Below are 20,450 nucleotides of genomic sequence, written 5' to 3' on the forward strand. Positions count from 1 at the left end.
TTGATGTAGTCCATTATCCCAATTTCTGTCTGATGATAGGCGGGTATATCTATCTTGTCGGCTTCTAATACCCTTGCAATGGCATAGGGTCCTTTTCCGTCCATTGTCAGATGGAATATTCTTCGGACAACTTCTGCTGCTTTTTCATCGATAATCCACTGATTTTTATCGTCCTTGTCTTTAATATATCCATAGGGCGGACTGCTTCCTGTATGCTTTCCGCTCTCTCCTTTAGCTTTGAATGTGGACTTGATTTTCCTTGAGGTATCTCTCGCATACCACTCGTTCATAATGTTTCGAAAAGGGGTAAAATCATCGTCTTTGTAAAAGCTATCTACATTGTCGTTTATGGCAATAAGTCTAACTCCCTTTTGCCTTAGTATCTCCATACATTGACCGACTTTGAGGTAATCTCTGCCCAGTCTACTCATATCCTTTACGATGATACAACCGATATTTCCCTGATTTACTCCGTTCATCATTGCCATAAATCCCGGACGATCAAACTGCGTTCCGCTAATTCCGTCATCGGTAAAATGAACGATGTTCTCCAAATGATTTTTCTTTGCGTATTCTTCCAAAATTTTCTTCTGATTGATGATAGAATTGCTCTCGCCTTGTAGTTCATCATCTCGGCTTAACCTCTCATACAAAGCGGTTATTTTCTCGTAGTTTCTCACGATTACCTCCTTTCGCTCAAATTCTTCAATAAAAAAGAATTAAGCAAAACATCTTTCACTAATATAGTGATTAAGTGTTCTTCTTAATTCTATAACTCCTCCGGCTGCAAGGATCAGCAGCACCGCCAGGAGCGCCCCGGCATTGCTTTTCTTTTCGGGTTCCGGATTCTCCGGTTCGGTGGGCTCCGCAGCTTTCTGTTCTGTGCCAACACATTCACTGAGGTTTTTTACGCAGACCTGGCAAGCGGTGTTGACCTCTCCGGCCTGGCACTTCTCCGTACAGGTGCAGACAATAGGTGTTTCCGCCTTTTCTCCATCCTCCGTGAGTGCCATGAGGTCGGCTTCATCCACCTGGTTCAGAAAATGCACGGTTTCCTCGCCCTCGTCGTCACGGTCAATAATGAGATAGAACACATTGCCATTCTTCGTTTCTACTGTGATAAACTGCTTGCCGCTGGCAGTAGGGCTGCCGATATCGTCGATCAGCGACAGGTTCCCGTCCGGCGTCAAAGCGGCACCGCCATTCAGACCGCCGCCCAGCATCCCCAGCAGATTTTCCAGCGTTTCCGCGTCCAGAGAGAAAGAACCTTCCTCGGAACCAGCCTCGCCGTCACTTACCGTCATGTAGCCGGAATAGACATAGCCGATTTTCTCCGGCAGGATGACCTTCAGCCAGTCGCCGTCCGTGCCGATCACCTTCACGGTCGTTCCGTTGGGAAGCTGGGTGAAGGCGGTATAATCCATTCCAGCGCCCGTGCGGACATTCAGATTGCCGCCGCCCGTGGTGACGGTGCCGGTCTGCTCAGAGTCATTTTCGCCGGAACTGAACTGGATACCATCCTCGGTGACGGATACCGTGACCTGGCTGCCTGCCAGAGCGGAAAGCAGATCAGAGACATCCCCAGCCGTTTCCTGTTCAGCCACGGACTCCGTGCTTTCCTCGCCGCCGCTGGCAAAGGCGGTGACAGAAAAAGCGGCAGTGCTGAGCACCACCGCCAAAAGAGCCGATACCATTTTTGTCATAAAGTTATGCTTCATCCTCGTATCCCTCCGTTTCCTCATTCTCGGTGTTGCCCTCCTGCAGCATACCTTCCGGCAGGGAGATCATACCGCTGGCATAGGCTTTCAGGAAGGCGGTCAGTTCCTTGTTATCCATCTTCACGGCTTTCACCATGCGGACGATTTCCAGATTTTCTTCCTCCGCAAGCTGGGCCTCCAGCGCACGAAGGCGTTTCTGCTGTTCCGCGATCTTTTCTTTGGTTTTCGCAATGTCATTGCGGATCTTCTGTGTCGTTGCCATAAATCAAATTACCTCCATATCGTTTTTTAGTTGTAGGGCGGTCGCCCGAAAGCGTAAAAGTGGGATTGCCAGTAGCTTGTGTTGATATCTGCATACTGAATGGGGTCGCCGCAATGCAGCATTTTTCCGCCGCCCACATAGATACCCACATGGGAAACGCCCGGTGTATCGTAAGTGCCGACGAAAAAGATCAGGTCGCCGGGTCTTGCGTTGGCAGAGGATACCGGGGTGGAAATGTTATAGAGTCCTTGGGCTCCCAGCCTGCCCGTATTGCAGACGCCGCTTTGCGTCAGCACCCAGGACACGAAGCCTGAGCAATCAAAAGAAGTGTTCGGATTGCTGCCGCCCCAGACATAAGGATAACCGATGTACTTCTCCGCCTCGGTAATGAGCGCCGCAAAGGTTTCATCTTCCAGTGCGGAAGGCGGAATATCATAGGTGGTGGGTGGTTTGGTGTACTTGTCTACATAGCCGGAGCCGGGGAACAAATCTTCCCGGTTCCCCAGCGTTGCCATATAGACCGCATACAGGGAAAGCGTTTCTTCGTCCATGATGTAGACCGGCACATGGGAAAGGTCGAAGTTTTCCAGCTTCACATTGCAAATATAGTAGTTGTATGGTACTTCCACGTCATAGTCGTTTCCTTCGCTGTCTGTCCGTGTCTCCGTCCGATAGCGCACCTCCACTTCCACGGTCTGCGTCAGGATGTACTGCTTTTCAAAGAGCATTTGCAGCTCCGCCTGAACCGCGTCGATGGTGAACACCCCTTCATGGAACGCCGTGAGAATGGAGATCAGCACATAAGGGTCATGTTCGATCTCGTCCAGATCAAAACGGTATTCGTCATATCCGGGGTGCAGAGCCTCATAGTGGTCCAGCTCATATTGAAGCTCCTGCTCCAATTCGCAATAGGCCGCCTCCGCAGCCAGCATATCCGCATCCTCGGAGAGATAAGAAGAAGTAAATACACCGCCCACGCCGGAGCCCGCCATCATGGAACAGGAAGATATCCCGCCAAACAGCAGGGCAACACAGGCGCCAATGCCGATCACCAGCAGAACCGCCCGGCTATGGTGTTTGATGTAGAGGAATGTTTCCTTGAAGGCGTCCTTTGCTTTCTGCGCCGCACTTTTCGCCGTAGCTGCGGTGTTCTTTGCGGTTTTCTCCGCCTGCCGCAGCTCCTTTGCATAGTTCCGCTTGATCCGCTGTTTCTGCAGAAAGCGGGATACCGGGTTAGAAGCTGCCAATGCAGGATCATCATGCAGTGCCTTTTGGTAAAGGTAGTCGGCGTTTGCCTTAAAAGAAGCTTGCTCTGCCTTCGCCGCGTCACGCCAGGGTTTTGTGCGGTGATGGTGGACGGCGGCACGGACTTTGCCCTTTCCATAGGCAAACCCGCGTTCCGTCAACACCTCGCCTTTGTGTCCGGCCTCTACACCCACATTTTCCTGCTCTACTTCATGCACCTTCGCGTGGGCAGCGTGGACAATCTCATGGACCGGCCGAGAAAGCGGATTGTGCCGCAGGCGTCCGTTGGGGCGTTTCTCCACTTCTTCAAAGTGAAGCTGCGTTTTGCCTTTTCCGGCTGTCTCGTCAAAAACACGCTCGGTACGGAGAACTTTCTTTGTGGGGATAGCGGCCTTTGCCGCGTCCAGCCTGTCCGCCGCACGGTCGGAATGGTCGATGTACTTTCCAAGTGTGGGATCGGCGCGTTCTTCCTCGGTGAATTGCAGACGGGAGGACGGGCGCTGCCTTGCAGCAGAACCATCCTGCACTGCCTGGGTGTCAGCCTTTTCCGCCTTTCGTGTGCTTTTCTTCTCATGGTGTTCCGCCGCACGCAGGGCGAGGTCAGCCGCAGCACCAGCGGATTCTTCCGAAGAAGCGGACAGCTCCGTTTCCGGCTCCCGGCTGCTGATATGTTCCACCTCTCCCGTGGCAAGGTTTTCTGATACCGCACCGTCACGGGTCATTTTCTGCGTGATCTTATCGGTTGCTTTCAGTTCCCTCATAGGCAGTCACCTTCCTTTCCATAGGGGCAAAAGTCGCCGCAGGTGCCATTTTCAATCATGGCGATATAGCGGAAAATGGGATAGGCCTGGGGCGGGCAGACCGCATTTCCCAAAGTTTTCAGCCGCAGTGCCCGGTCATCCATGCGCTCGGTCATGCGGGGGATTCCTTCTGGCTCGGCGGTCCAGAGGATACGTCCGTCCATCCTTTCGGGAAGCCCATGAGCCATTCCACCCAATCCGGGTTCAGTGCTGCCGTTTCGGACACCGGCTGTTCCTGGGAGATGATCTGCGCCGACAGGTTCCCGTCCTTCTTCGCTGGATCGAAGGCCGACGGCTTCAAGGTCGAGCGGAAACCGTCCGACGCCACCGGGGTCAGATAGAATACCGCCGCCGACAGGCTGAGGCTCCAGATTGCCCCGTTTCGGTTCCTCTTGCGGAATATCCCATTGTCCGACAGGAACACATCCAGGCTTGCCGCGTCCCTGGCGGTGTTGTTGTCGGAGGCAAGGGGTGTGGGAAACATCAGCCGCGACGATAAAAGTTCGCTGGCGCTCATGCCATGCGCCGACACCGCAAGCCGGAAATACGAATGGGAGAACAGCGTATCCCGCTTTTGCCAGGTCAAAGATCGTTTTGTCGAGCCCCATATTGATGAAGCCAGCAACATTTTCCCCAAGCACCCAACGGGGCCGCAGTTCGGTAATAACGCGGCACATTTCCGGCCACAGGTAGCGTTCATCCGCAAAGCCCTTCCGTTTTCCGGCGGTGGAGAAGGGCTGACAGGGAAAGCCGCCTGAGATAACGGTAACTGTTTCAAGTCCTGTTTTTTCAAAAAACGCCTCCTTCGTAAAAGTAGTAATATCCCGGAACCTGGGAACATCCGGCCATCGTGCGGAGAGGACGGAGTGCGGAAAATCCGCCCACTCACACTGGCAGACGGTTTCAAACCCGGCAGCCTCCGCCGCCAGGTCCAGACCGCCAATGCCGGAAAACAGGCTCACATGGGTCAGTTTATTCATGGTTCTTCGGCGCACGGAACGGTTCGATCTCACTTTCCAGCTCCGCAAGGACCGCCTCCATATCCGCCGTGACCGCCTTGCTTTTGGCAATCAGCCGGTTCATCACATCAAAGAAGGTTTCGCCCTCCTGTTTTTCTTCCGTATTCAAATAGCGGGGATCATTCATGTTCGTTTTCTCCTTTCCCGGTTTCACCAAGTTTTGTTGTCATAATGCTGTAAAGTTCATTGTCCTTCGGGAAGTCATCCACAAAAGGCAGAATCACATTGCCGAAGAAGATCAGCCCCTCGCCGGGGCCTGCGTTGCTGATATGTGCCGCCTGCTGGTTGGAGATATTCAGGCGCTCGCAGAGGATTTTCCTGTCTCCGCTGGCCTGGTTCAGAAGGTACACAAAATCGCTGTTTTCAAAAATGTTCTCGATCTCCGGGGAGGAAAGCAGGTCCTTGATGTTCTGCGTAATTCCCGTGGGGATACCGCCCCATTTGCGAAAGCGTTTCCAAATCTCCACACTCCAGGCGCCAACCTCACCGCGCAGCAAAAGGTGGAATTCGTCCACGAAGTACCAGGTGGATTTACCCTGATCCCGGTTTTGGGAAACACGGTTCCATACCTGATCCTGGATCACCAGCATACCCAGGCTTTTGAGCTGCTTTCCCAGCTCCTTGATATCAAAGCAGACAATACGGTTGTTGATATCCACATTGGTACGGTGGTTAAAAACATTCAGGCTGCCATGCACATACAGTTCCAGTGCCGCCGCGATCCGCTGTGCCTCCGGCTCCGGCTGCCGTTTGATCTCGTCATACAAATCTTCCAACAGCGGCATATTCTCCGGGCGGGGGTCTGCGATATAGGGGCGATATACGATCCGCACGGCACGGTCAATGACCGTCTTTTCCACCGGGTCCAGACCGTTCCGGCCACCTGCCGCCAGTTCGCAGAACGACAAGATAAAGTCAGATTTCAACGCCAGCGGGTTATCATCCTCGCTGTAATTGAGGTTGATATCCATAGGGTTCACATACTGCGTACTGGTAGGTGAGATTTTGATGACCTGGCCTTCCAGACGGTTCACCAGCGGAAAATATTCTGCCTCCGGGTCGCAGATCAGGATATCGTCCTTTGTGTTCAGGAACACACCCACGATGGAACGCTTTGCGGAAAAGCTCTTACCGCTGCCGGGTGTGCCTAAGATCATGCCGTTGGGTGTTTTCAGCTTTTTGCGGTCGGCAAGGATCATGTTGCCGGAAGTGGCATTGAGCCCGTAGTAGAGGGCTTCACCGCCGTGGAAAATCTCCTGCGTGGTGAAAGGAACGAACACCGCCACCGCCGAAGTGGTAAGTCCGCGCTGTATCTTAATGCGGTTGACACCCAGGGGCAGAGCCGACACGAAGCCGTCCTCCTGCTGAAAGTCCAGCCGCACCAGGGAGCAGTTATATTTCTGCGCCACGCTTGCCGCACGGAGAAGGTCATTCTCCAGCTTGTGCTTGCTGTCCGCAAAGTTCACCACCAGGAAGGTCATTAGGAACATTCGCTCATTTCTGCTTTGCAGATCACGGAGGATATTCTTTGCCTCGCCTGCGTAGGTGGCAAGGTCAGTGGGGATGATATCCATATCGAAACCTTCCCGCACCGCCTTTTTCTGCGCGTCGATCTTCATACTGTCAATGTCAGTGATCTTCCGCTTGACCGTTTTGATTGCCTCGTTCTGATCCATGCTGCGGATATGGAGGCTGACAAGCAGCCCGCTGTCCGTATCCAGCAGTTCGGTGAGCATACGGTCATCCATTTCCGGTGCGCTGATCTGCAGAAAGGACACGGCACAGAATTTATCCGCCATCGTGAACTTCCTTGCTTCACCGAAGCGGAAAGAAGAAGGTGCGACAAAATCCTGGACCGACAGGCCGGAAGGGGCAAGCCAACTCCATTCAAAGGCAAACCGTTCTCCGTCCGGGTGCAGGATGCCGTGGAGCATTTCCAGCCACTCCTTGCCGCCAAGCTCCTTTGCCAGAGCGCCCATGACCTTGAAATGGTTGAGGGCGTCCATGACGATTCGGGAAAATCGTGCCCGTGCGGTTTTGCTGTCCCGTGCCTCGATGGTGAGGGTCAGGTACTTTGTTTTGATAAGACCGTTGTTGCCCCGTTCAAGCTGCTTGCGGAGCATTTGCGTGTAAAGCTCACGGATATGGTCGAAGTGATCTCCCTGCGCCGCGATCTCGATACGCTTCACAAAATCCTCCCGGTTCATGCGGCGGCTCACAAGGGAGAGCTGCATCCCGATAGAAGCGTCATGGGCGTTATACATATCGCAGAGGGCTTCAAAAATCGCCGTCTGGTCGTCAGGCTTTGCAAGCTGATAATTCACATCCTCGAACTCGATACACTTCGACCAGGTGTGGTCGTCCAGCTTGCACAGGCCGTCCGGGTACATCTGGCGGAACGGTAAGGTGTCCTGTGCGGAATGTACCTTGCCGTCGCCTCTGGCGGTTTCCAGGATACGGCTGATCTCACGCTTTTCTGCGGCGGTCAGTTTTACCGTGGCTTTTGCCGCCTGCCGTGCCTGCGGCTCTGGCTTTCGCTTTCTGAACAATGGCTTTCACCTCCTTTTCCGCCTGGGCCTGCCGCTCCAGGGCTACATAGAAATTGTTTGTCTGGTAAGGCCGTTCCTTCGTCCGCAGGAACATACAGCGGATGACCTGTCCGGCCACCACCTCCAGGGGTTGACCATGCCGCTCATACATGGCAAGTAGAAAGAACGGGAGCATGACGATAATCATGCAGAACGCGGCGGCACTGTTGCTGGCCGTGCGTCTGAGCAAAAAGAAAAGCGGTACTCCGATGAGTGCCGCCGCTCCGAAACATATAAGCTGCCGTTTGGTAAGCCCAAACAGCACTTTGGATTTTACTTTCGTCAAATCCTTTGGAATGGTTACATACGCCAATTTATCAAGCCTCCTTAATGCGCTCCGAACAGGCTCTTAGAGAGGCTGCCGGTCTTGAACAGGGCGAAGCACAGCAGGACCGTGTAGCCCATGCAGGCCCATATCGCGCCTGAGATATTTCCGTCCGTGGCGATACTCTGTACCAAAACAGAGTAGATTCCCACGCACACCATGATTAGAAATGCCTGGAACGCCAATGCAAACAGGGATTTCAAGTAGTTCTGTCCTGTATGGCTCCAATCCCGGTTCGTCATAGTGGCAAGCGGAATCGGTCCAACGGAAGTTGTCAAATACACCTCGATCATGCGGCCGTAAATGACAAGCATGATACAGATGGAAAGGGCGTTCATGGTAAGCCCCACGAAAAGGGACTGGAACCACAGCCCGAACAGTTCTCCCGTGCCCAGGACTTCAAGCTGCGCCTCCATATCCGTGATGACGCTGCTGATATCAATGGAGGTATTCCCAATGATGACGCCTGCGCTGCTGTTCACAACGCTTTGCCCCACATCGAAGATACCCATGACGATATTCCATGTGTTCGTCACAATGAGAACGGCACAGAAAGTCTTGAAAATCCACTTGAAGAACATCCAGGTGTCCACATCGTGCAGATTATTTTTCTCTGTTACAAGCTGGATCAGCTCATAACACATTACGAATGTCAGGATAACCCCGGCGATTGGAACGATCACCGTTTCAGAGAGGTTGCGGATCATAGAAAAGACGCCGCTGTTCCATGCCAGCGGCGTCTGTCCCACTTCACCGGCGATCTCACCTACTTTGGTATTGACCGTATCGAACATGCCCGACAGGTTTCCCGTGATCCCCTCGATGAGCAGCCCTCGGAGCCATTCATCGAGTTTGTCGAGTATGCCGCCCATAAGCGATCACCGCCGGACGATCAACCGAACAGGCCGGAGAGCAGAGGTACAAGGGTGATGCCGATGAGGGCGACACCGCCGCCGGCCATCAACTGTTTCATACCCTGGCTTTTGGAAGCAGGGTTGTCCTGGCCATAACCTTCCAGAAGGTTGATAACGCCCCAGATACCAAGACCTGCGCCCAGGGCCACTACGAGAGTCTGCAAAACACCAACTGCGCTGTTGAAAAATTCCATAAAATAATCCTCCTAAAAAATGTTTTTGATTTTGGGTTAAGTTGTTGCGTCAATCTCGTACACATCGAAGGTGTCCGTGGGTTTTACCACGGCACGCTGCTTCTTCATGTACCGTTCCATGTCAAAGACATTTTTCGGGTCAGCGTCGGCCGTGTATCTGTAATTCGGGTGCCGGGTGAGATCGTACTTGTCCGAAAGAAACGGGCGCACGCCCCGCAGCATGAAGATACACTTGCCGCCGTCCATCACTGCCAATTCGTCCTGGGTCATCAACTCCTTTCCTAATTTCTGATAACTGAGGCCATGAGAAACTTGGCTACCCCGGTTTTCAGACTGGTTATAGAGATCAATGGTCTCTTTCCCCAGCAGCTCCGAAATTTCCTTGAGCGTGGATTTCTCCTTGCCTCCCAAAAACAAGGTGCTGTCACAGTTACCGACGATGGTATCTGCCGCATCCTTGTAGATGGTCTTTAACTGGCTCTGCGACTGCAAAATAATAGAAGCCGATATCTCACGGCTTCGGATGGTGGCGATCAGCTTATCGAAGTTCGGTATCTGGCCGATGTTGGCAAACTCGTCCAGGATCAGACGGACATGGACAGGCAGCCGCCCGCCGTAGAAGTCATCCGCCTTGTCGCAGAGCAGATTGAAAAGCTGACTATACATGAGGGCAGCCACGAAATTGAAAGTGCTGTCCGTATCTGACAGGATCACAAACAGCGCCGTCTTTTGGTCGCCCATGGTATCCAGTTCCAGTTCGTCATATTCCATCAGGTCCCGCAGCTCCTTGATATCGAAGGGAGCAAGCCGGGCGCCGCAGGAAATGAGGATGGATTTTAAGGTTTTGCCCGCCGCCATCTTGAATTTGCGGTACTGCTTGACGGCGAAGTGGTTCGGCTCCCGTTCCTCCAACTGAGAAAAAAGCAGGTCCACCGGGCTTTGATAAGTCTCGTCGTCCTCTCTGGCCTCACTGGCATTGATAAGGTCCAGAAGTGTGATGAAGTTCTTTTCTTCCTCCGTGGCCTCGTACCAGATGTAGCCGATCAGTGCGGAATAATAGAGGCGTTCCGCTTTGACCCAGAAATCTTACGAAGATTTTTCACCTTCGCCCTTCGTGTTCATAATCAGTGCGTTCACCAACTTTAAGATATCCTTCTCTGACCGAATATAGGCCAGAGGGTTGTATTTCATGGATTTTCGGAAGTTTATCAGGTTGAGGCATTTGATACGGTATTTCTTCCGTTCCAGGAAAGTGCCGATCTCCGGCAGCAAGGTTCCTTTCGGATCAGTGCAGACATAGGACGAATGAGCTTGCAGCAGCGACGGCTTACAGAAGAACCGCGTCTTGCCGCTGCCGGAACCGCCGATCACCAGAATGTTTTTATTTCTGGCATACTTCGGCTGCTTTGGACGGCTCGCCATTGTGATCCGTTCCGTCTGCGTCATGGGGATGTTTTGGAAAAAGTCCTTGTCCATGTAGGGAGCAATATCCGCCGCCGTACCCCAGGAAGCATTTTGTCAAGTACCTTTTTATATTTATGGATGCTTTTTCTATAAGGCTTTTTTCTTTTGGGCAAGGAAAAACAGTAAACCTTTTTTGATTTACTGTTTTCGTGTTAGCTTTTATTAAATTGTTAGTTTAGCAAGCTGAAAATATCCTACTTGCAATACTCTTTTATTTTATAAGCATATTCAGTCAAAAGATTCTTTGAATAAATTTTTTCATTTCTTGAATTTCTAACTTCTTTCCAAATAATGGAAGCTACTTTTAATTTATTTGAATAGTTGCAACTATTTTCATCTGCACAGAAATCCTTTAAAAATTGATTCCATTGACAAACCGAATTATCATACTTGGCATAATCTGATTTTCCATAATAAACTTTCAGCATATCTTGAATTGTAAAACTCAAATCATTTTCGCTTTTTACTTTTCTCCAAGCAGTAGCCATATCAGCAGTAAATTTAAATGGTGAAACATCTGTTAAAATTGAGAAATATTCTCTAAATTGTGTGTTAAAGGAGAACCCACATTCAAGTAATGGCACATCTAAGGTAATAGTTTCCATTTTTTTCTTTTCATTTTTTATTGATGACTTTTTAATCAAATTACCCTTAAAATACTGCTCAATAATATAATTGAGTTCTTGTTTTATACCTCTATATTCTAATCCTAATGACTTGCATATCTGTGAAAGTTCTTCACGATACCAATAGTATTTACTAAATTCATCAAACGATGTAATTTTATCAAACTCAGGTCTACTTTCTATCAATATTTTATCTCCTCAAAACCAATTTGCTTTTTCATTTCTAAATAAGGGTGTTTCACTCTCTTTATAAGGATTGTAGTTATTGCAATTACAGCCAAACTCTTTTAATGCTTTTATCTTATTATCGGCTGTCCAAACAATCAAAGAAATACCGTCAAATTCTTCAACTTTCCCTTCATTCATTTTATTTTTGAAGTGCCATTCTACAATAGTTTGATTATCCTTGTGAAAAAATTGCTTTATATCCCACGCAATCACTTTTCCTCTTGTATTCCACTCATTAAACCAGTGCTTTACTGTTTGGCGATTTTCATACTTGGGACACCAACTCTCAATATAAATTACGTCATCTGAAAAAATTTCATCTATCCCTAAGTCTTGTTGTACAAGCCACATATCAAACCATAAACGAATGATTTTTTCTCTTTCATCCATAAATTTAAGCACCTCCAAAATCAAACAACTATTTATAATTATACCATTTTTCCGATTGATTTTATAGGTCTAACTCATTCCTCTTTACCTGTGATAGTTGCTTTTTTTGTTCCTGTAACTGCTCTATACAGGTCTTAACTTTTTCTGCTTGTTCTACTTCTTCTCTTATCTCTAATATTTGATTGTAAAGGCTCTTTTTCTCTTTCTTCAAAGTGGTAACTTCTGTTTCCCATTTACTGATGGCTAAGGTCTTACTTTCTCCTAAATGTTCTTTGAGATATCTCTTAGCACTTTCAAATAAAATAAGCTCTGCCCTATGCTCGTTATAAAAATCTTCTTGTCTGCTTTTCTTCGTCTTGGTATAGGCTTTGTAGGTATCCTTATACTTCAAATATTTTTCTGATTGGTCGATGAGTTTTGTTTTTTCATCAATCTTCTTCTCGGTATCTTTTAAGGCTCGTGTTGTCTTGTAATTCTTATCTCGTAAATCGGTAATGCTCTCTTTTAATTGATTGATACTTGTGATGTTTTTCTCTTTGAGTAGCTGATAACTTTCAATATATTTCTCTAAGTCCGTATTATTCTTATCTGCATTTTTATGGATAAGATTTTCAAAGATTGACAACAAGTTTTCTTTGGGTAGGAGGGTGGACTTTGCATTTTCATTTTCTGCTTTTTCTTCTTTGCCTATTCCTCTTATCCAATTTAGCAATGCTTTTATTCTTCTTGAAATTTCTCTTAAAATCATATTTTGATGTTTGATTTCTCTATTGATATTTCCTCTGTCTGTAGCTATACCTTTCTTTTCCATTTGGGTTACTGATACTCCTAAATGAATGGTCGGTATTTGTTCTATACCTTGTCTTTGATAAGAGCGGTGATCCACCTTATCCTGTATGCTATTTTCTTCAAGATATTTATTTGTAATGTCTGCCCATGCTTTTCGCCATTCTTCTGCTTTGCCTTGCTCATTCCAGTCTGTTGTATTTATCTTTCTTGTTTTGTAATTGCCATTTTTAAGTTTTACCTTTTCTCTGTTTTCATCAAGGATATATTCCTTTTTTGATTTTGCTCCCCATGTTGTATCTTCATTTAGTGGTCGCATGGTAAGTAAGATATGGGCGTGAGGATTTCCATCATTTTTATCATGTAGGGCAATGTCGGCACACATACCTACTTTTACAAAGTTTTCTTTTACATATTCTCTTACAAGATTTATCTGTTTTTCTCTATCCAATTCTTTAGGCAAGGCTACTTCAATTTCTCTTGCAAGTTGGGAGTTTTTGCTTTTTTCGATTTTCTCAACACTGTTCCATAATGTTCCTCTATCTAAAAATTCCTGTGGTGCATTTTGTGGTAAAAGAATTTCTGTGTATGTTATTCCTCCTTTTCTTGTAAAGTCATGGACTATGCCATCATATTCGTTTTTTATCTTTTCGCCACTTCGATAGGCGGAAGCTGCTACTGCACTTTTGCCTTTGCCTCTTGAAATAATCTTTATGCAAAGATGATATATCGCCATAAGAAAAAACCTCCTTTCGTTTTTCTGATACTTTGATGTGGCGATAGACAAGATTTCCTAAAAGAAATCGGATTGCTTTTTATCCGATTTCTTTTGGGAAGTACACAAGGGGTAGGAAATTTATTTCCGTAGGGGAGTGTAGCTCCCCTGTATCAGCGTTAGCTGATATGCCCTCTGCTAAGAGCCTTCGGAGAACGCACACACCTGTTAAGGTGTATATGTGCGCCCTTGTAAACAAGGGACTATTCTTCGATGTCCGTTTCTTCATCTTGGGTTTCGGTGTTTTGATTTTCTGTTTCTTCTCTGCTTTCAATGATTTTTTTAATTTTGATATTGGCTTCTTCTTTACAAATTAGTGATGTGAGTAGCTGATAAAATTCATCTTTGGTTAAATCCTTGCTTTCTGTAAAGATACTTTCAAAGACTGCTCCTTTTTCATATATTCTTTTATCTCTCTTTTTTCTTTCTTCCTGTTTCTGTTGACTGATGAGTTTTTTTCTTTTATTTTGTAACTGCTTGATTTCTTCATCTGCCATTAAGATTTTTTCTTCAATGTTTTTCATTTTCTCGTTTCCTCTCTTTCTATTTTTAGCAAATAAAAAAACAGTAAACCTTTTTTGATTTACTGTTTTTATACTATTTTTTATTTAATTGATATTACTAAAAATAGGAATTTTACGTGCTTGAGTAGATATTATATTTTCAGTCAATGCTTCATTCTTCATAACACAATCAAATATCTAATATCTCAACAATTTCTCCATTGTGCTGTTTCAATTCAATCTTCCGAATTATTTCTTCTCCCAAATATTTAATAAAATCGCTTAATTCTGATGAAACTTCAAATATAATGTTGTGTTTACTATCATTCTCCGGATTAAATGTTGAATTATAATTTCTTTCGCTTGACCAATAATTCCAATTTACATCTGTTCTTTCGTAATAAACATAATTCTGTTTTTTTGTAACATATATTCTTTTGTTAATCAATACCTTTTCATCTTCAGATTTAAAAATATCAGAATATAATTTTAAGCCCTCAAATTGCTTATATTCTTTAATTTTATTATTTGAAACATTAAGCTTTATTTCTTTATAATCCATAATCTTGCCTCCTTAAACTTGTTGCCTATACAGAAAAATATTATACCGCTTTGATTTACCGTTCATTTTTTCTTTTTAGTTTTTATTGCCGGTAATTCTTTATACATAGAATTGAATAACCCTGTTAAATATTCTTTGTTGTCAACATCATCTACCAATAGCATTTCCTTTGCTCCATCATATGGTAACTCATACTTTGCATTTGGCATATATGCTATTGCAGATTTAACAGGCTTCACTAAAAACCTATCATCATAAATTCCACCAACAATTTTTCCGCGATAATAAACAATATATTCGCCCATCATTGATCTACATGTTATTTCTTCCAACTCGGATAGTTGTTCTAAAATGAAATCTAAATATTTTTACTTGAAGCCATTTTTCTATCTCCCTTAATTACTAAAATTTCAATAGTCCATTTTCATCAAACTTGAAATTTGGACCCCATGCAACTTCCCAATAATATCCATCTAAATCCGAAAAATATGCGTGATATCCACCCCAAAAGGTATCTTGCGGTTCTTTTACAATGGTTCCACCAATATTGCGTACTAAGTCAATTACACTATTAACATCTTCTTTATGTTCAACATTGTAAGCTAATGTAATTCCGAAAAATCCATTTCTTTTTGGCGGATTATTTTCATCAATGTCTTTTGCTAATTGTTCCAAAGGAAATAGTTCGAACTTTGTTCCCGGAGTATCAAAAAAACATACCGCCGGATTATTTTCTTTGCAATCAGTCTTATATCCTAAACCATCTCTATAAAACTTGATTGACTTTTCCATATCTTTAACACCTAAACAAATACAAGTAATTTTGTTCATTGTTACCTCCTTAATTCGTTATTTCTCTCTTAATAGTTATTGATATTATAGCATTTTTTAGGCATTTTTTCTACTGCCAGATTTCCCTACTCACTACTATTTGCCCTTTGAATATATTACTTTGAACAGCTTATCTTGAAATGTCTCTTTACTCTTTTTATCAAAATATATCTCTGTTACAAAGGTTTTTCCATTTATCTTTTTTGTTAGAATACCGTCAGGCTTTAGGTGGAGTGCTTGTTGTTCTGCCTGTATTTCTTTAATATCTGTTTTCTCATTTTCTGCCATTTAGTTCCTCCTTTCGACTTGCACAAAAAAAGATTTCCTGTAATTAGGAAACCTCTTTTGCGATTGGTTAATATTTAGTTTTAAGTTGTTGCCTGTAATTTCTTTTTTGCTCGATATTCTCTTGCTTTTAATTTCTCATACTCTCGACATTTTTCGATGTTTTTGGCTCGATACTCTTTAGAATATGCCCTATGATAAGCTCGTGATTTTTCTCTCTTTGCTTCTTCTATTTCTTCCCTCATCTGTATCATTTCTTGTTCTGTCGGCTCTATCTGTTTTGTAAGTTCATTTTCAAATTTTCCGATATAGTTAAAATAAACCTCTATTCGCTGAACAACATATTTTGATCTTTTTACATCTCTTTCATGTACTATGATTTTACTGATAAACTCATTGATAATGGTGGGGGTAAGTTCTTCAAAGTTGGAATAGCTTTCTGCAAGTCTGATAAATCTCTTTGCTCTTTTGTTTGCATTTTCACATTCGGATAAGCGTTCTTTGATTTCTTCTTTTTCTGCTTTTAAGGTGTAATATTCTTCTGCATACTTTCTTGATAACTGTTCATAGCGTTCTGTATCCATATTTCCAAGTGCATTATCTTCATAGAGCTTATTCATCACTCTTTCTATCTGTTCCATTCGGTCTGTGATTTGTGGCATACGCTTTTGATTTTTCTTGACTTCTTCCGTCTGCTCTTTATACAGACTCTCTTTTACAAGTTTTTCAAACTCTGCTTTATTTTCTAAGGAATATTGTGCTATCTTTCGTAAGACTTCTGCAATATTTTCCATAACTTCATCGACATCAATACGATGTGGAGAATTGCATTTTGGGTGCTTTGCTTTTCCTTTGGCATATTCACTGCAATAGGTTACATGCTGTACTTTTTTGTTTTTGTGTATGGTGCGAATGTGCATTTTCGTTCCGCAATCTTTACAGTACATCAAGCCTGAAAGTGCGTGAATTTCTCCATCTCCATTTGGTCTTTTTACAGGTGCATTTTTTAACATACGCTCTACATTTTCAAAGGTAGTTCTATCTATTATCGGCTCATGCACATTTTCTGTTATTTGCCATTTGCTTTTATCTACATAATGGTTTCTTTTATCCCTATAATGCTTTTCGGTCTTGAAGTTGACTACATCGCCACAATACTCCTGTCTTTTCAGTATGCGTGTTAGGGTTGCTTTGTTCCAGTTATATCTGTTTTCTTCGTTGAGGGGTTTGTTTTTAGCTGTTCCTCTATCTTGTCTTTTCATATAAAAGGTTGGGGTTAGTATTTCTTTTTCTTTCAGATAAATGGCTATCTGATTTCTGTTTTTCCCCTCCATAAATAGCCTAAAAATGAGTTTTACTACTTCGGCAGCTTCTTTATCGACTATCCAATAATCTTTGTTCTCAGGGTCTTTTATATAGCCGTATGGGGCTTCTGTTGCGACAGGCTTTCCGTTTGCTCCTTTGGTCTTAATTCCTGTTTTTACTTTCTTGCTGATGTCTCTTGCATACCACTCTGACATGATGTTTATAAAGGGAGCAAATTCCAATGTGTTTTGGTCAATGCTGTCTATACCGTTGTTGATGGCGATAAAGCGTACATTGTTTCTTCTGAATATCTCCATCGCATTACCGACTTGAAGATAATCTCTTCCCCATCTTGTCATATCTTTCATGATGACAATTCCGATTTTACCTTGCTCTACATCGCTTATCATCTGTGTATAAGCAGAACGGTCAAAGAACCTACCGCTTTCGTCATCGTCGATATAGTGGCGAATGTTTATCAGCTTTTTATCTCTTGCATACCTTTCTAAAAAGGCTTTTTGATTGACAATACTATTACTCTCGCCACCGTCTCTATCTTCATCACCAACTGAAAGGCGGGAGTATAGTGCAGTGATTTTGTTATGATATTCTATCATGGCATTATCCTCCTTTTCTCGTGTCTATATATCACTCCTGTTCAGTTAATATTATGTAACCCAGCGGGCAGAACCATACTCGATTCCGTGGCGGTATTTCTTGGCGTTTTTGCCTTTCAGGTAGACCGCCATGCGAAGGACCACCGCACCGGCTATACCGATCAGCAGGTCCGTGGGATGAAAACTGAGCCACAGGGAGGAAAGTGCTGCCGTTAAGCCGTCCCCGATGGAGAGCAGCTTGCCGGATAGGTCAGCGCCGGGCGCAAGCCGAAAAGCCTGTGCCAGCTTATCGAAGGGATACACAAACAGAATATACGGAAGGTTCAGCAAAAACAGTTTTTTCATGTTCATCTCTGCACGCTCCGATCTTTGACCTTTACTTTCTCCCGGTCAATGGTGCGGTGTTCCGGTTTCTCCGCCGTCTGTTCCTTCGCCCGAGTCAGCCGCTCCCGGATGGAGGGCTTTTCCTCACGGCTCATTTTCCGGCTGGCAAACTCCTGAAATGCCGCTGTGATGGCATCCGCGTCCCGGCTTTTGAAAAAGACCAGGTAACGGGGCTGCTCTGCGGCGGTGTCCTTCTTCAAGGCAAAATCCACATGGTATTTCTTCGCCACACGGGAGAAAGCCTTGATATTCTTGTCACTGATCTCGATATTGGCAAGACCGGCGTTCTGGCTGGCAAGCTGTTTAAGGCTCTGCCTGCCGCGGTAGATTTTTGGCTTCTGGCTTTTCTGGATTTCCTCCAGGAACTTTTTGACGACCTTTTCAAAGACTTGCTCGCTTAGCTTGGCTCCGTCAACAATGAGCGTTACGGCACCACGCGTTACTTCCTCCTGCATTTAGCCTCGCCCCCTTTGCCCGTCCCCGTACATATCGTGCTGCACCAAGGAAGAATAGTAGCTGTTGATGGTGGTCGGGGCGTTATACAGCGCCGCCAGAAGGTATTTCTTGATATTGCGGACATAGGTGGTGTTGTCCTTCATGCAGTCCATGACATACTGAACATGGGAGCTGTCCAGCTTCATAAACCGGGACTTTACCACCTCCGCCGGATAATCGTCTCCGGCAATGCGGATGACTTTGCGGGCAGAACATACGGTATCCACGATCAGGTCAACGATTTCGTCAAGCTGCTCACGGTCGATATGGCTGTCCTGCACCAGATAGCTGTACTCGATGTTATCCAAAATCACTTCACGATAACATTCTCTGGCTCCCATCCGATCCATTCCCATCCTTGCCTCTGCGGGGGTAGGGGGATTTGATTGGATAGGATTTGATAGTTCCGTACTTGATAAATCAGTCTTTGTTTGATTAGTATTTAATTGTGCGGGGTTTTCCGTACACGGTTCCGCCGTATCCGGGATACCCATATCCGGGTTTTCCGTATATGGCTTTGCCGTACCCGGTAAAGGCGTACCTGGGCTTGACGGCGGTTCGCACTGAGGCATTTCGTAAATGACATACTCGGTATCCGTGATCTTGCCTTTTTCATCCCGAAGCTGGGTGCGCCGGATATACCCGTGGTTTTCCAGCTCCTTCAATGCCGCACCGATGCTGTCCACACCTTCCCGGCAGATCGCCGCAAGACCTCTGGTGGTGTAATTCCACTCGTCAGGGAGCGACAACATCATGGACAGCAGCCCTTTGGATTTCAGGGTCAGCGTTCGATCTTTCAAGTGATGGTTCGACATGACCGTATAATCACGGGTCTTTTCAATACGAAAAACAGCCATCTTCGCACCTCCTTCCTGTGAAAATAAAAAGTGTTGATTTTGAGCGGTTTATCTGTCTGTACGCCTTCATAGCCTCCCGCATGGGAAAACATCCACGCCCTGTTCAGAATGCAAGCCACAGAGGAAGAAACAGAAGATATCCCACTGATTTTGATACAGTTTTCAGTCAGCTACCTCTCACGGTCTTTATGGTCATAGTGGAGATTGCCGGAAAGTACCTTCGCATGGCTGCGGATTTTGATGTGCCCCTTTTTCTGATTTTCCAAAGCCTTGCTGTATCCGGCGTCAGTCAGGAACAGGCGCATTTTCTCACCCTTCCAGCCAACAGGCGAGTCATGGGTAAGAACATCAAAGACAATCATGTGTCTGGTCGCCGGGTCGAAACGCTCCAAAGCCATAATGTCATGGCCGGATAACTTCTGCACCCCGGATTGCTGTCTGGCCTCTGCCAGCATTTCCCCGATGGTGCGGGCTTTCTCCGGCAGACGGTATTCGGCCTGCACCTTGCGGATCAAATCCATGCACTCCTGATCCGACAGTGGGCGGAGCTTGTCCAGAAGGCCTTCCGCCGTTTCTTTCGTTGCCGGGTTCGGCGCATAGCGCCATGTCATGTAAATCTCATTCAGGGCGGCGTTCTGATTGGTACTTTCAATCTGAAACACCATCCTCATTTCTGCTTCTGTTAGTTTCATTGCCAGCCTCCTTCAAAAATGGGTATAAAAAAACGCCATAGGTTTTTTGAGCCTACGGCGTTTCTTGCGATATTCACAATTCCAAACTTTCCAGCCACTCGTCAAAAGATTTCTTGGAAACGCGGATCGCATTGCCTATGCGGACGATCCTGAACTCCTCCTGCTTGACGAGCTGATATGCGGTTGTGCGGCCAATGTTGAGCATGGCCGCAATCTGTTCCACGGTATATGTGCTTTACTGGTCAAGCTTTTTTGTAACACTTTGTTCGATAAATATCTATCTGTAGCGAGCCTCCATTGGTGTTAAATAATTGTTATACGAATGAGGTCTGATGTAGTTGTACCAATTGATATATTTTGTAGTAAGTTCATCCATTGCCTCTGCACTAGTGAAACTGGCTACATTATAAAAATTACTTTTAAAAGTATTATAGAATCTTTCCATAGCTGCATTGTCGTAAGGGCAGCCTGCTTTACTCATACTCTGAGTTACATTGTTGTCTTTGCAGAAATTTACAAACTCACAAGAAGTATACTGTACACCTTGATCTGAATGTAAAATAACAGAAGGATATTTTTCCTTCT

The 20,450-nt window shown here is 45.6% G+C and carries 22 protein-coding genes and 6 pseudogenes; all 28 read right to left on the reverse strand.

What is annotated here, in order from left to right:
- A partial coding sequence (locus HMPREF9333_RS10235) for a recombinase family protein (RefSeq protein WP_005541831.1) occupies positions 1–680 on the reverse strand: 680 nt, incomplete at its 3' end.
- Positions 681–776: 96 nt separating this feature from the next.
- A pseudogene (locus HMPREF9333_RS13740) lies at positions 777–1,190 on the reverse strand (DUF4366 domain-containing protein); the annotation flags it as partial.
- A 123-nt stretch (positions 1,191–1,313) separates the two neighbouring features.
- A pseudogene (locus HMPREF9333_RS13745) lies at positions 1,314–1,742 on the reverse strand (SH3 domain-containing protein); the annotation flags it as partial.
- Positions 1,708–1,980, reverse strand: a complete 273-nt coding sequence (locus HMPREF9333_RS10245; RefSeq protein ID WP_005541834.1) for a DUF4315 family protein — start codon at positions 1,978–1,980, stop codon at positions 1,708–1,710. The gene HMPREF9333_RS10245 and the pseudogene HMPREF9333_RS13745, both read right to left, overlap by 35 nt.
- A 26-nt stretch (positions 1,981–2,006) precedes the next feature.
- Positions 2,007–3,986, reverse strand: a complete 1,980-nt coding sequence (locus HMPREF9333_RS10250; protein WP_005541835.1) for a C40 family peptidase — start codon at positions 3,984–3,986, stop codon at positions 2,007–2,009.
- Positions 3,983–5,005: a DNA cytosine methyltransferase gene (locus tag HMPREF9333_RS10255; RefSeq protein WP_005541836.1), complete on the reverse strand. Its 1,023-nt coding sequence runs from the start codon at positions 5,003–5,005 to the stop codon at positions 3,983–3,985. The genes HMPREF9333_RS10250 and HMPREF9333_RS10255 overlap by 4 nt, the downstream gene beginning before the upstream one ends.
- On the reverse strand, positions 4,998–5,171 hold the full coding sequence (locus HMPREF9333_RS13110; protein ID WP_005541837.1) for a hypothetical protein: 174 nt from the start codon (positions 5,169–5,171) through the stop codon (positions 4,998–5,000). Before HMPREF9333_RS13110 ends, HMPREF9333_RS10255 begins: the two co-directional genes overlap by 8 nt.
- Positions 5,164–7,593 (reverse strand): VirB4-like conjugal transfer ATPase, CD1110 family, encoded by a 2,430-nt coding sequence (locus HMPREF9333_RS10260; RefSeq protein ID WP_169311768.1) that lies wholly within the window; start codon positions 7,591–7,593, stop codon positions 5,164–5,166. The genes HMPREF9333_RS13110 and HMPREF9333_RS10260 overlap by 8 nt, the downstream gene beginning before the upstream one ends.
- Entirely contained in the window at positions 7,511–7,945 is a 435-nt protein-coding gene (locus HMPREF9333_RS10265) for a PrgI family protein (RefSeq protein WP_040882919.1), read from the reverse strand. The genes HMPREF9333_RS10260 and HMPREF9333_RS10265 overlap by 83 nt, the downstream gene beginning before the upstream one ends.
- A gap of 14 nt (positions 7,946–7,959) precedes the next feature.
- Entirely contained in the window at positions 7,960–8,829 is an 870-nt protein-coding gene (locus tag HMPREF9333_RS10270) for a VirB6/TrbL-like conjugal transfer protein, CD1112 family (RefSeq protein WP_005541839.1), read from the reverse strand.
- 20 nt (positions 8,830–8,849) lie between these two features.
- Positions 8,850–9,065, reverse strand: a complete 216-nt coding sequence (locus HMPREF9333_RS10275; RefSeq protein WP_005541840.1) for a Maff2 family mobile element protein — start codon at positions 9,063–9,065, stop codon at positions 8,850–8,852.
- A 36-nt stretch (positions 9,066–9,101) separates the two neighbouring features.
- A pseudogene (locus HMPREF9333_RS10280) lies at positions 9,102–10,580 on the reverse strand (VirD4-like conjugal transfer protein, CD1115 family); the annotation flags it as partial.
- Positions 10,581–10,723: 143 nt separating this feature from the next.
- A complete protein-coding gene (locus HMPREF9333_RS10285; RefSeq protein ID WP_005541842.1) occupies positions 10,724–11,341 on the reverse strand; it encodes an SAP domain-containing protein in 618 nt (205 codons plus the stop codon).
- A 12-nt stretch (positions 11,342–11,353) separates the two neighbouring features.
- A complete protein-coding gene (locus HMPREF9333_RS10290; protein WP_003029057.1) occupies positions 11,354–11,773 on the reverse strand; it encodes a nuclear transport factor 2 family protein in 420 nt (139 codons plus the stop codon).
- A gap of 61 nt (positions 11,774–11,834) precedes the next feature.
- Entirely contained in the window at positions 11,835–13,295 is a 1,461-nt protein-coding gene (gene mobQ / locus HMPREF9333_RS10295; RefSeq protein ID WP_005541848.1) for a MobQ family relaxase, read from the reverse strand.
- A 242-nt stretch (positions 13,296–13,537) separates the two neighbouring features.
- The gene (locus HMPREF9333_RS10300; RefSeq protein WP_005541850.1) at positions 13,538–13,858 is read right to left on the reverse strand and encodes a DUF3847 domain-containing protein; all 321 of its coding nucleotides are present in this window, start codon (positions 13,856–13,858) and stop codon (positions 13,538–13,540) included.
- Between the two features lie 169 nt (positions 13,859–14,027).
- The gene (locus HMPREF9333_RS10305; RefSeq protein WP_003030991.1) at positions 14,028–14,399 is read right to left on the reverse strand and encodes an EXLDI protein; all 372 of its coding nucleotides are present in this window, start codon (positions 14,397–14,399) and stop codon (positions 14,028–14,030) included.
- Between the two features lie 62 nt (positions 14,400–14,461).
- Positions 14,462–14,781 (reverse strand): annotated as a pseudogene (locus tag HMPREF9333_RS10310) (TfoX/Sxy family protein).
- 20 nt (positions 14,782–14,801) lie between these two features.
- Positions 14,802–15,230, reverse strand: a complete 429-nt coding sequence (locus HMPREF9333_RS10315) for a VOC family protein (RefSeq protein ID WP_005541856.1) — start codon at positions 15,228–15,230, stop codon at positions 14,802–14,804.
- Between the two features lie 96 nt (positions 15,231–15,326).
- Positions 15,327–15,518 carry a transposon-encoded TnpW family protein gene (locus tag HMPREF9333_RS10320; protein ID WP_005541858.1) on the reverse strand — a complete coding sequence of 64 codons (192 nt, stop codon included), beginning with the start codon at positions 15,516–15,518 and terminating at the stop codon, positions 15,327–15,329.
- A gap of 80 nt (positions 15,519–15,598) precedes the next feature.
- On the reverse strand, positions 15,599–17,437 hold the full coding sequence (locus tag HMPREF9333_RS10325) for a recombinase family protein (RefSeq protein ID WP_005541859.1): 1,839 nt from the start codon (positions 17,435–17,437) through the stop codon (positions 15,599–15,601).
- A 60-nt stretch (positions 17,438–17,497) separates the two neighbouring features.
- Positions 17,498–17,788, reverse strand: a pseudogene (locus HMPREF9333_RS10330) (VirD4-like conjugal transfer protein, CD1115 family); the annotation flags it as partial.
- Positions 17,785–18,276 (reverse strand): PcfB family protein, encoded by a 492-nt coding sequence (locus HMPREF9333_RS10335; RefSeq protein ID WP_040882931.1) that lies wholly within the window; start codon positions 18,274–18,276, stop codon positions 17,785–17,787. The gene HMPREF9333_RS10335 and the pseudogene HMPREF9333_RS10330, both read right to left, overlap by 4 nt.
- Positions 18,277–19,173 (reverse strand): DUF6017 domain-containing protein, encoded by an 897-nt coding sequence (locus tag HMPREF9333_RS10340; protein WP_005541861.1) that lies wholly within the window; start codon positions 19,171–19,173, stop codon positions 18,277–18,279.
- Between the two features lie 170 nt (positions 19,174–19,343).
- Positions 19,344–19,865 carry a DUF5720 family protein gene (locus HMPREF9333_RS13690; RefSeq protein WP_005541863.1) on the reverse strand — a complete coding sequence of 174 codons (522 nt, stop codon included), beginning with the start codon at positions 19,863–19,865 and terminating at the stop codon, positions 19,344–19,346.
- A 73-nt stretch (positions 19,866–19,938) separates the two neighbouring features.
- Positions 19,939–20,088 carry a helix-turn-helix domain-containing protein gene (locus HMPREF9333_RS12980; RefSeq protein WP_242822341.1) on the reverse strand — a complete coding sequence of 50 codons (150 nt, stop codon included), beginning with the start codon at positions 20,086–20,088 and terminating at the stop codon, positions 19,939–19,941.
- A gap of 54 nt (positions 20,089–20,142) precedes the next feature.
- On the reverse strand, positions 20,143–20,310 hold the full coding sequence (locus HMPREF9333_RS13750; RefSeq protein WP_408611229.1) for an integrase core domain-containing protein: 168 nt from the start codon (positions 20,308–20,310) through the stop codon (positions 20,143–20,145).
- Positions 20,283–20,450, reverse strand: a pseudogene (locus tag HMPREF9333_RS13755) (IS3-like element ISErh6 family transposase); the annotation flags it as partial. The gene HMPREF9333_RS13750 and the pseudogene HMPREF9333_RS13755, both read right to left, overlap by 28 nt.

It is taken from the genome of Johnsonella ignava ATCC 51276 (assembly GCF_000235445.1).
GTDB classification, from domain to species: Bacteria; Bacillota; Clostridia; order Lachnospirales; family Lachnospiraceae; genus Johnsonella; species Johnsonella ignava.

What these genes read in the sequence shown, in the direction of transcription:
- HMPREF9333_RS10275 (WP_005541840.1), bottom strand. Translation starts at nt 9,065, where the DNA reads ATGGAATTTTTCAACAGCGCAGTTGGTGTTTTGCAGACTCTCGTAGTG.
- mobQ (WP_005541848.1), bottom strand. Translation starts at nt 13,295, where the DNA reads ATGGCGATATATCATCTTTGCATAAAGATTATTTCAAGAGGCAAAGGC.
- HMPREF9333_RS10305 (WP_003030991.1), bottom strand. Translation starts at nt 14,399, where the DNA reads ATGGATTATAAAGAAATAAAGCTTAATGTTTCAAATAATAAAATTAAA.
- HMPREF9333_RS10320 (WP_005541858.1), bottom strand. Translation starts at nt 15,518, where the DNA reads ATGGCAGAAAATGAGAAAACAGATATTAAAGAAATACAGGCAGAACAA.
- HMPREF9333_RS13750 (WP_408611229.1), bottom strand. Translation starts at nt 20,310, where the DNA reads ATGGAAAGATTCTATAATACTTTTAAAAGTAATTTTTATAATGTAGCC.
- HMPREF9333_RS10290 (WP_003029057.1), bottom strand. Translation starts at nt 11,773, where the DNA reads ATGGATGAAAGAGAAAAAATCATTCGTTTATGGTTTGATATGTGGCTT.
- HMPREF9333_RS13690 (WP_005541863.1), bottom strand. Translation starts at nt 19,865, where the DNA reads ATGAAACTAACAGAAGCAGAAATGAGGATGGTGTTTCAGATTGAAAGT.
- HMPREF9333_RS10315 (WP_005541856.1), bottom strand. Translation starts at nt 15,230, where the DNA reads ATGAACAAAATTACTTGTATTTGTTTAGGTGTTAAAGATATGGAAAAG.
- HMPREF9333_RS13110 (WP_005541837.1), bottom strand. Translation starts at nt 5,171, where the DNA reads ATGAATGATCCCCGCTATTTGAATACGGAAGAAAAACAGGAGGGCGAA.
- HMPREF9333_RS10255 (WP_005541836.1), bottom strand. Translation starts at nt 5,005, where the DNA reads ATGAATAAACTGACCCATGTGAGCCTGTTTTCCGGCATTGGCGGTCTG.
- HMPREF9333_RS10325 (WP_005541859.1), bottom strand. Translation starts at nt 17,437, where the DNA reads ATGATAGAATATCATAACAAAATCACTGCACTATACTCCCGCCTTTCA.
- HMPREF9333_RS10300 (WP_005541850.1), bottom strand. Translation starts at nt 13,858, where the DNA reads ATGAAAAACATTGAAGAAAAAATCTTAATGGCAGATGAAGAAATCAAG.
- HMPREF9333_RS10335 (WP_040882931.1), bottom strand. Translation starts at nt 18,276, where the DNA reads ATGCAGGAGGAAGTAACGCGTGGTGCCGTAACGCTCATTGTTGACGGA.
- HMPREF9333_RS10245 (WP_005541834.1), bottom strand. Translation starts at nt 1,980, where the DNA reads ATGGCAACGACACAGAAGATCCGCAATGACATTGCGAAAACCAAAGAA.
- HMPREF9333_RS10340 (WP_005541861.1), bottom strand. Translation starts at nt 19,173, where the DNA reads ATGGCTGTTTTTCGTATTGAAAAGACCCGTGATTATACGGTCATGTCG.
- HMPREF9333_RS10270 (WP_005541839.1), bottom strand. Translation starts at nt 8,829, where the DNA reads ATGGGCGGCATACTCGACAAACTCGATGAATGGCTCCGAGGGCTGCTC.
- HMPREF9333_RS10250 (WP_005541835.1), bottom strand. Translation starts at nt 3,986, where the DNA reads ATGAGGGAACTGAAAGCAACCGATAAGATCACGCAGAAAATGACCCGT.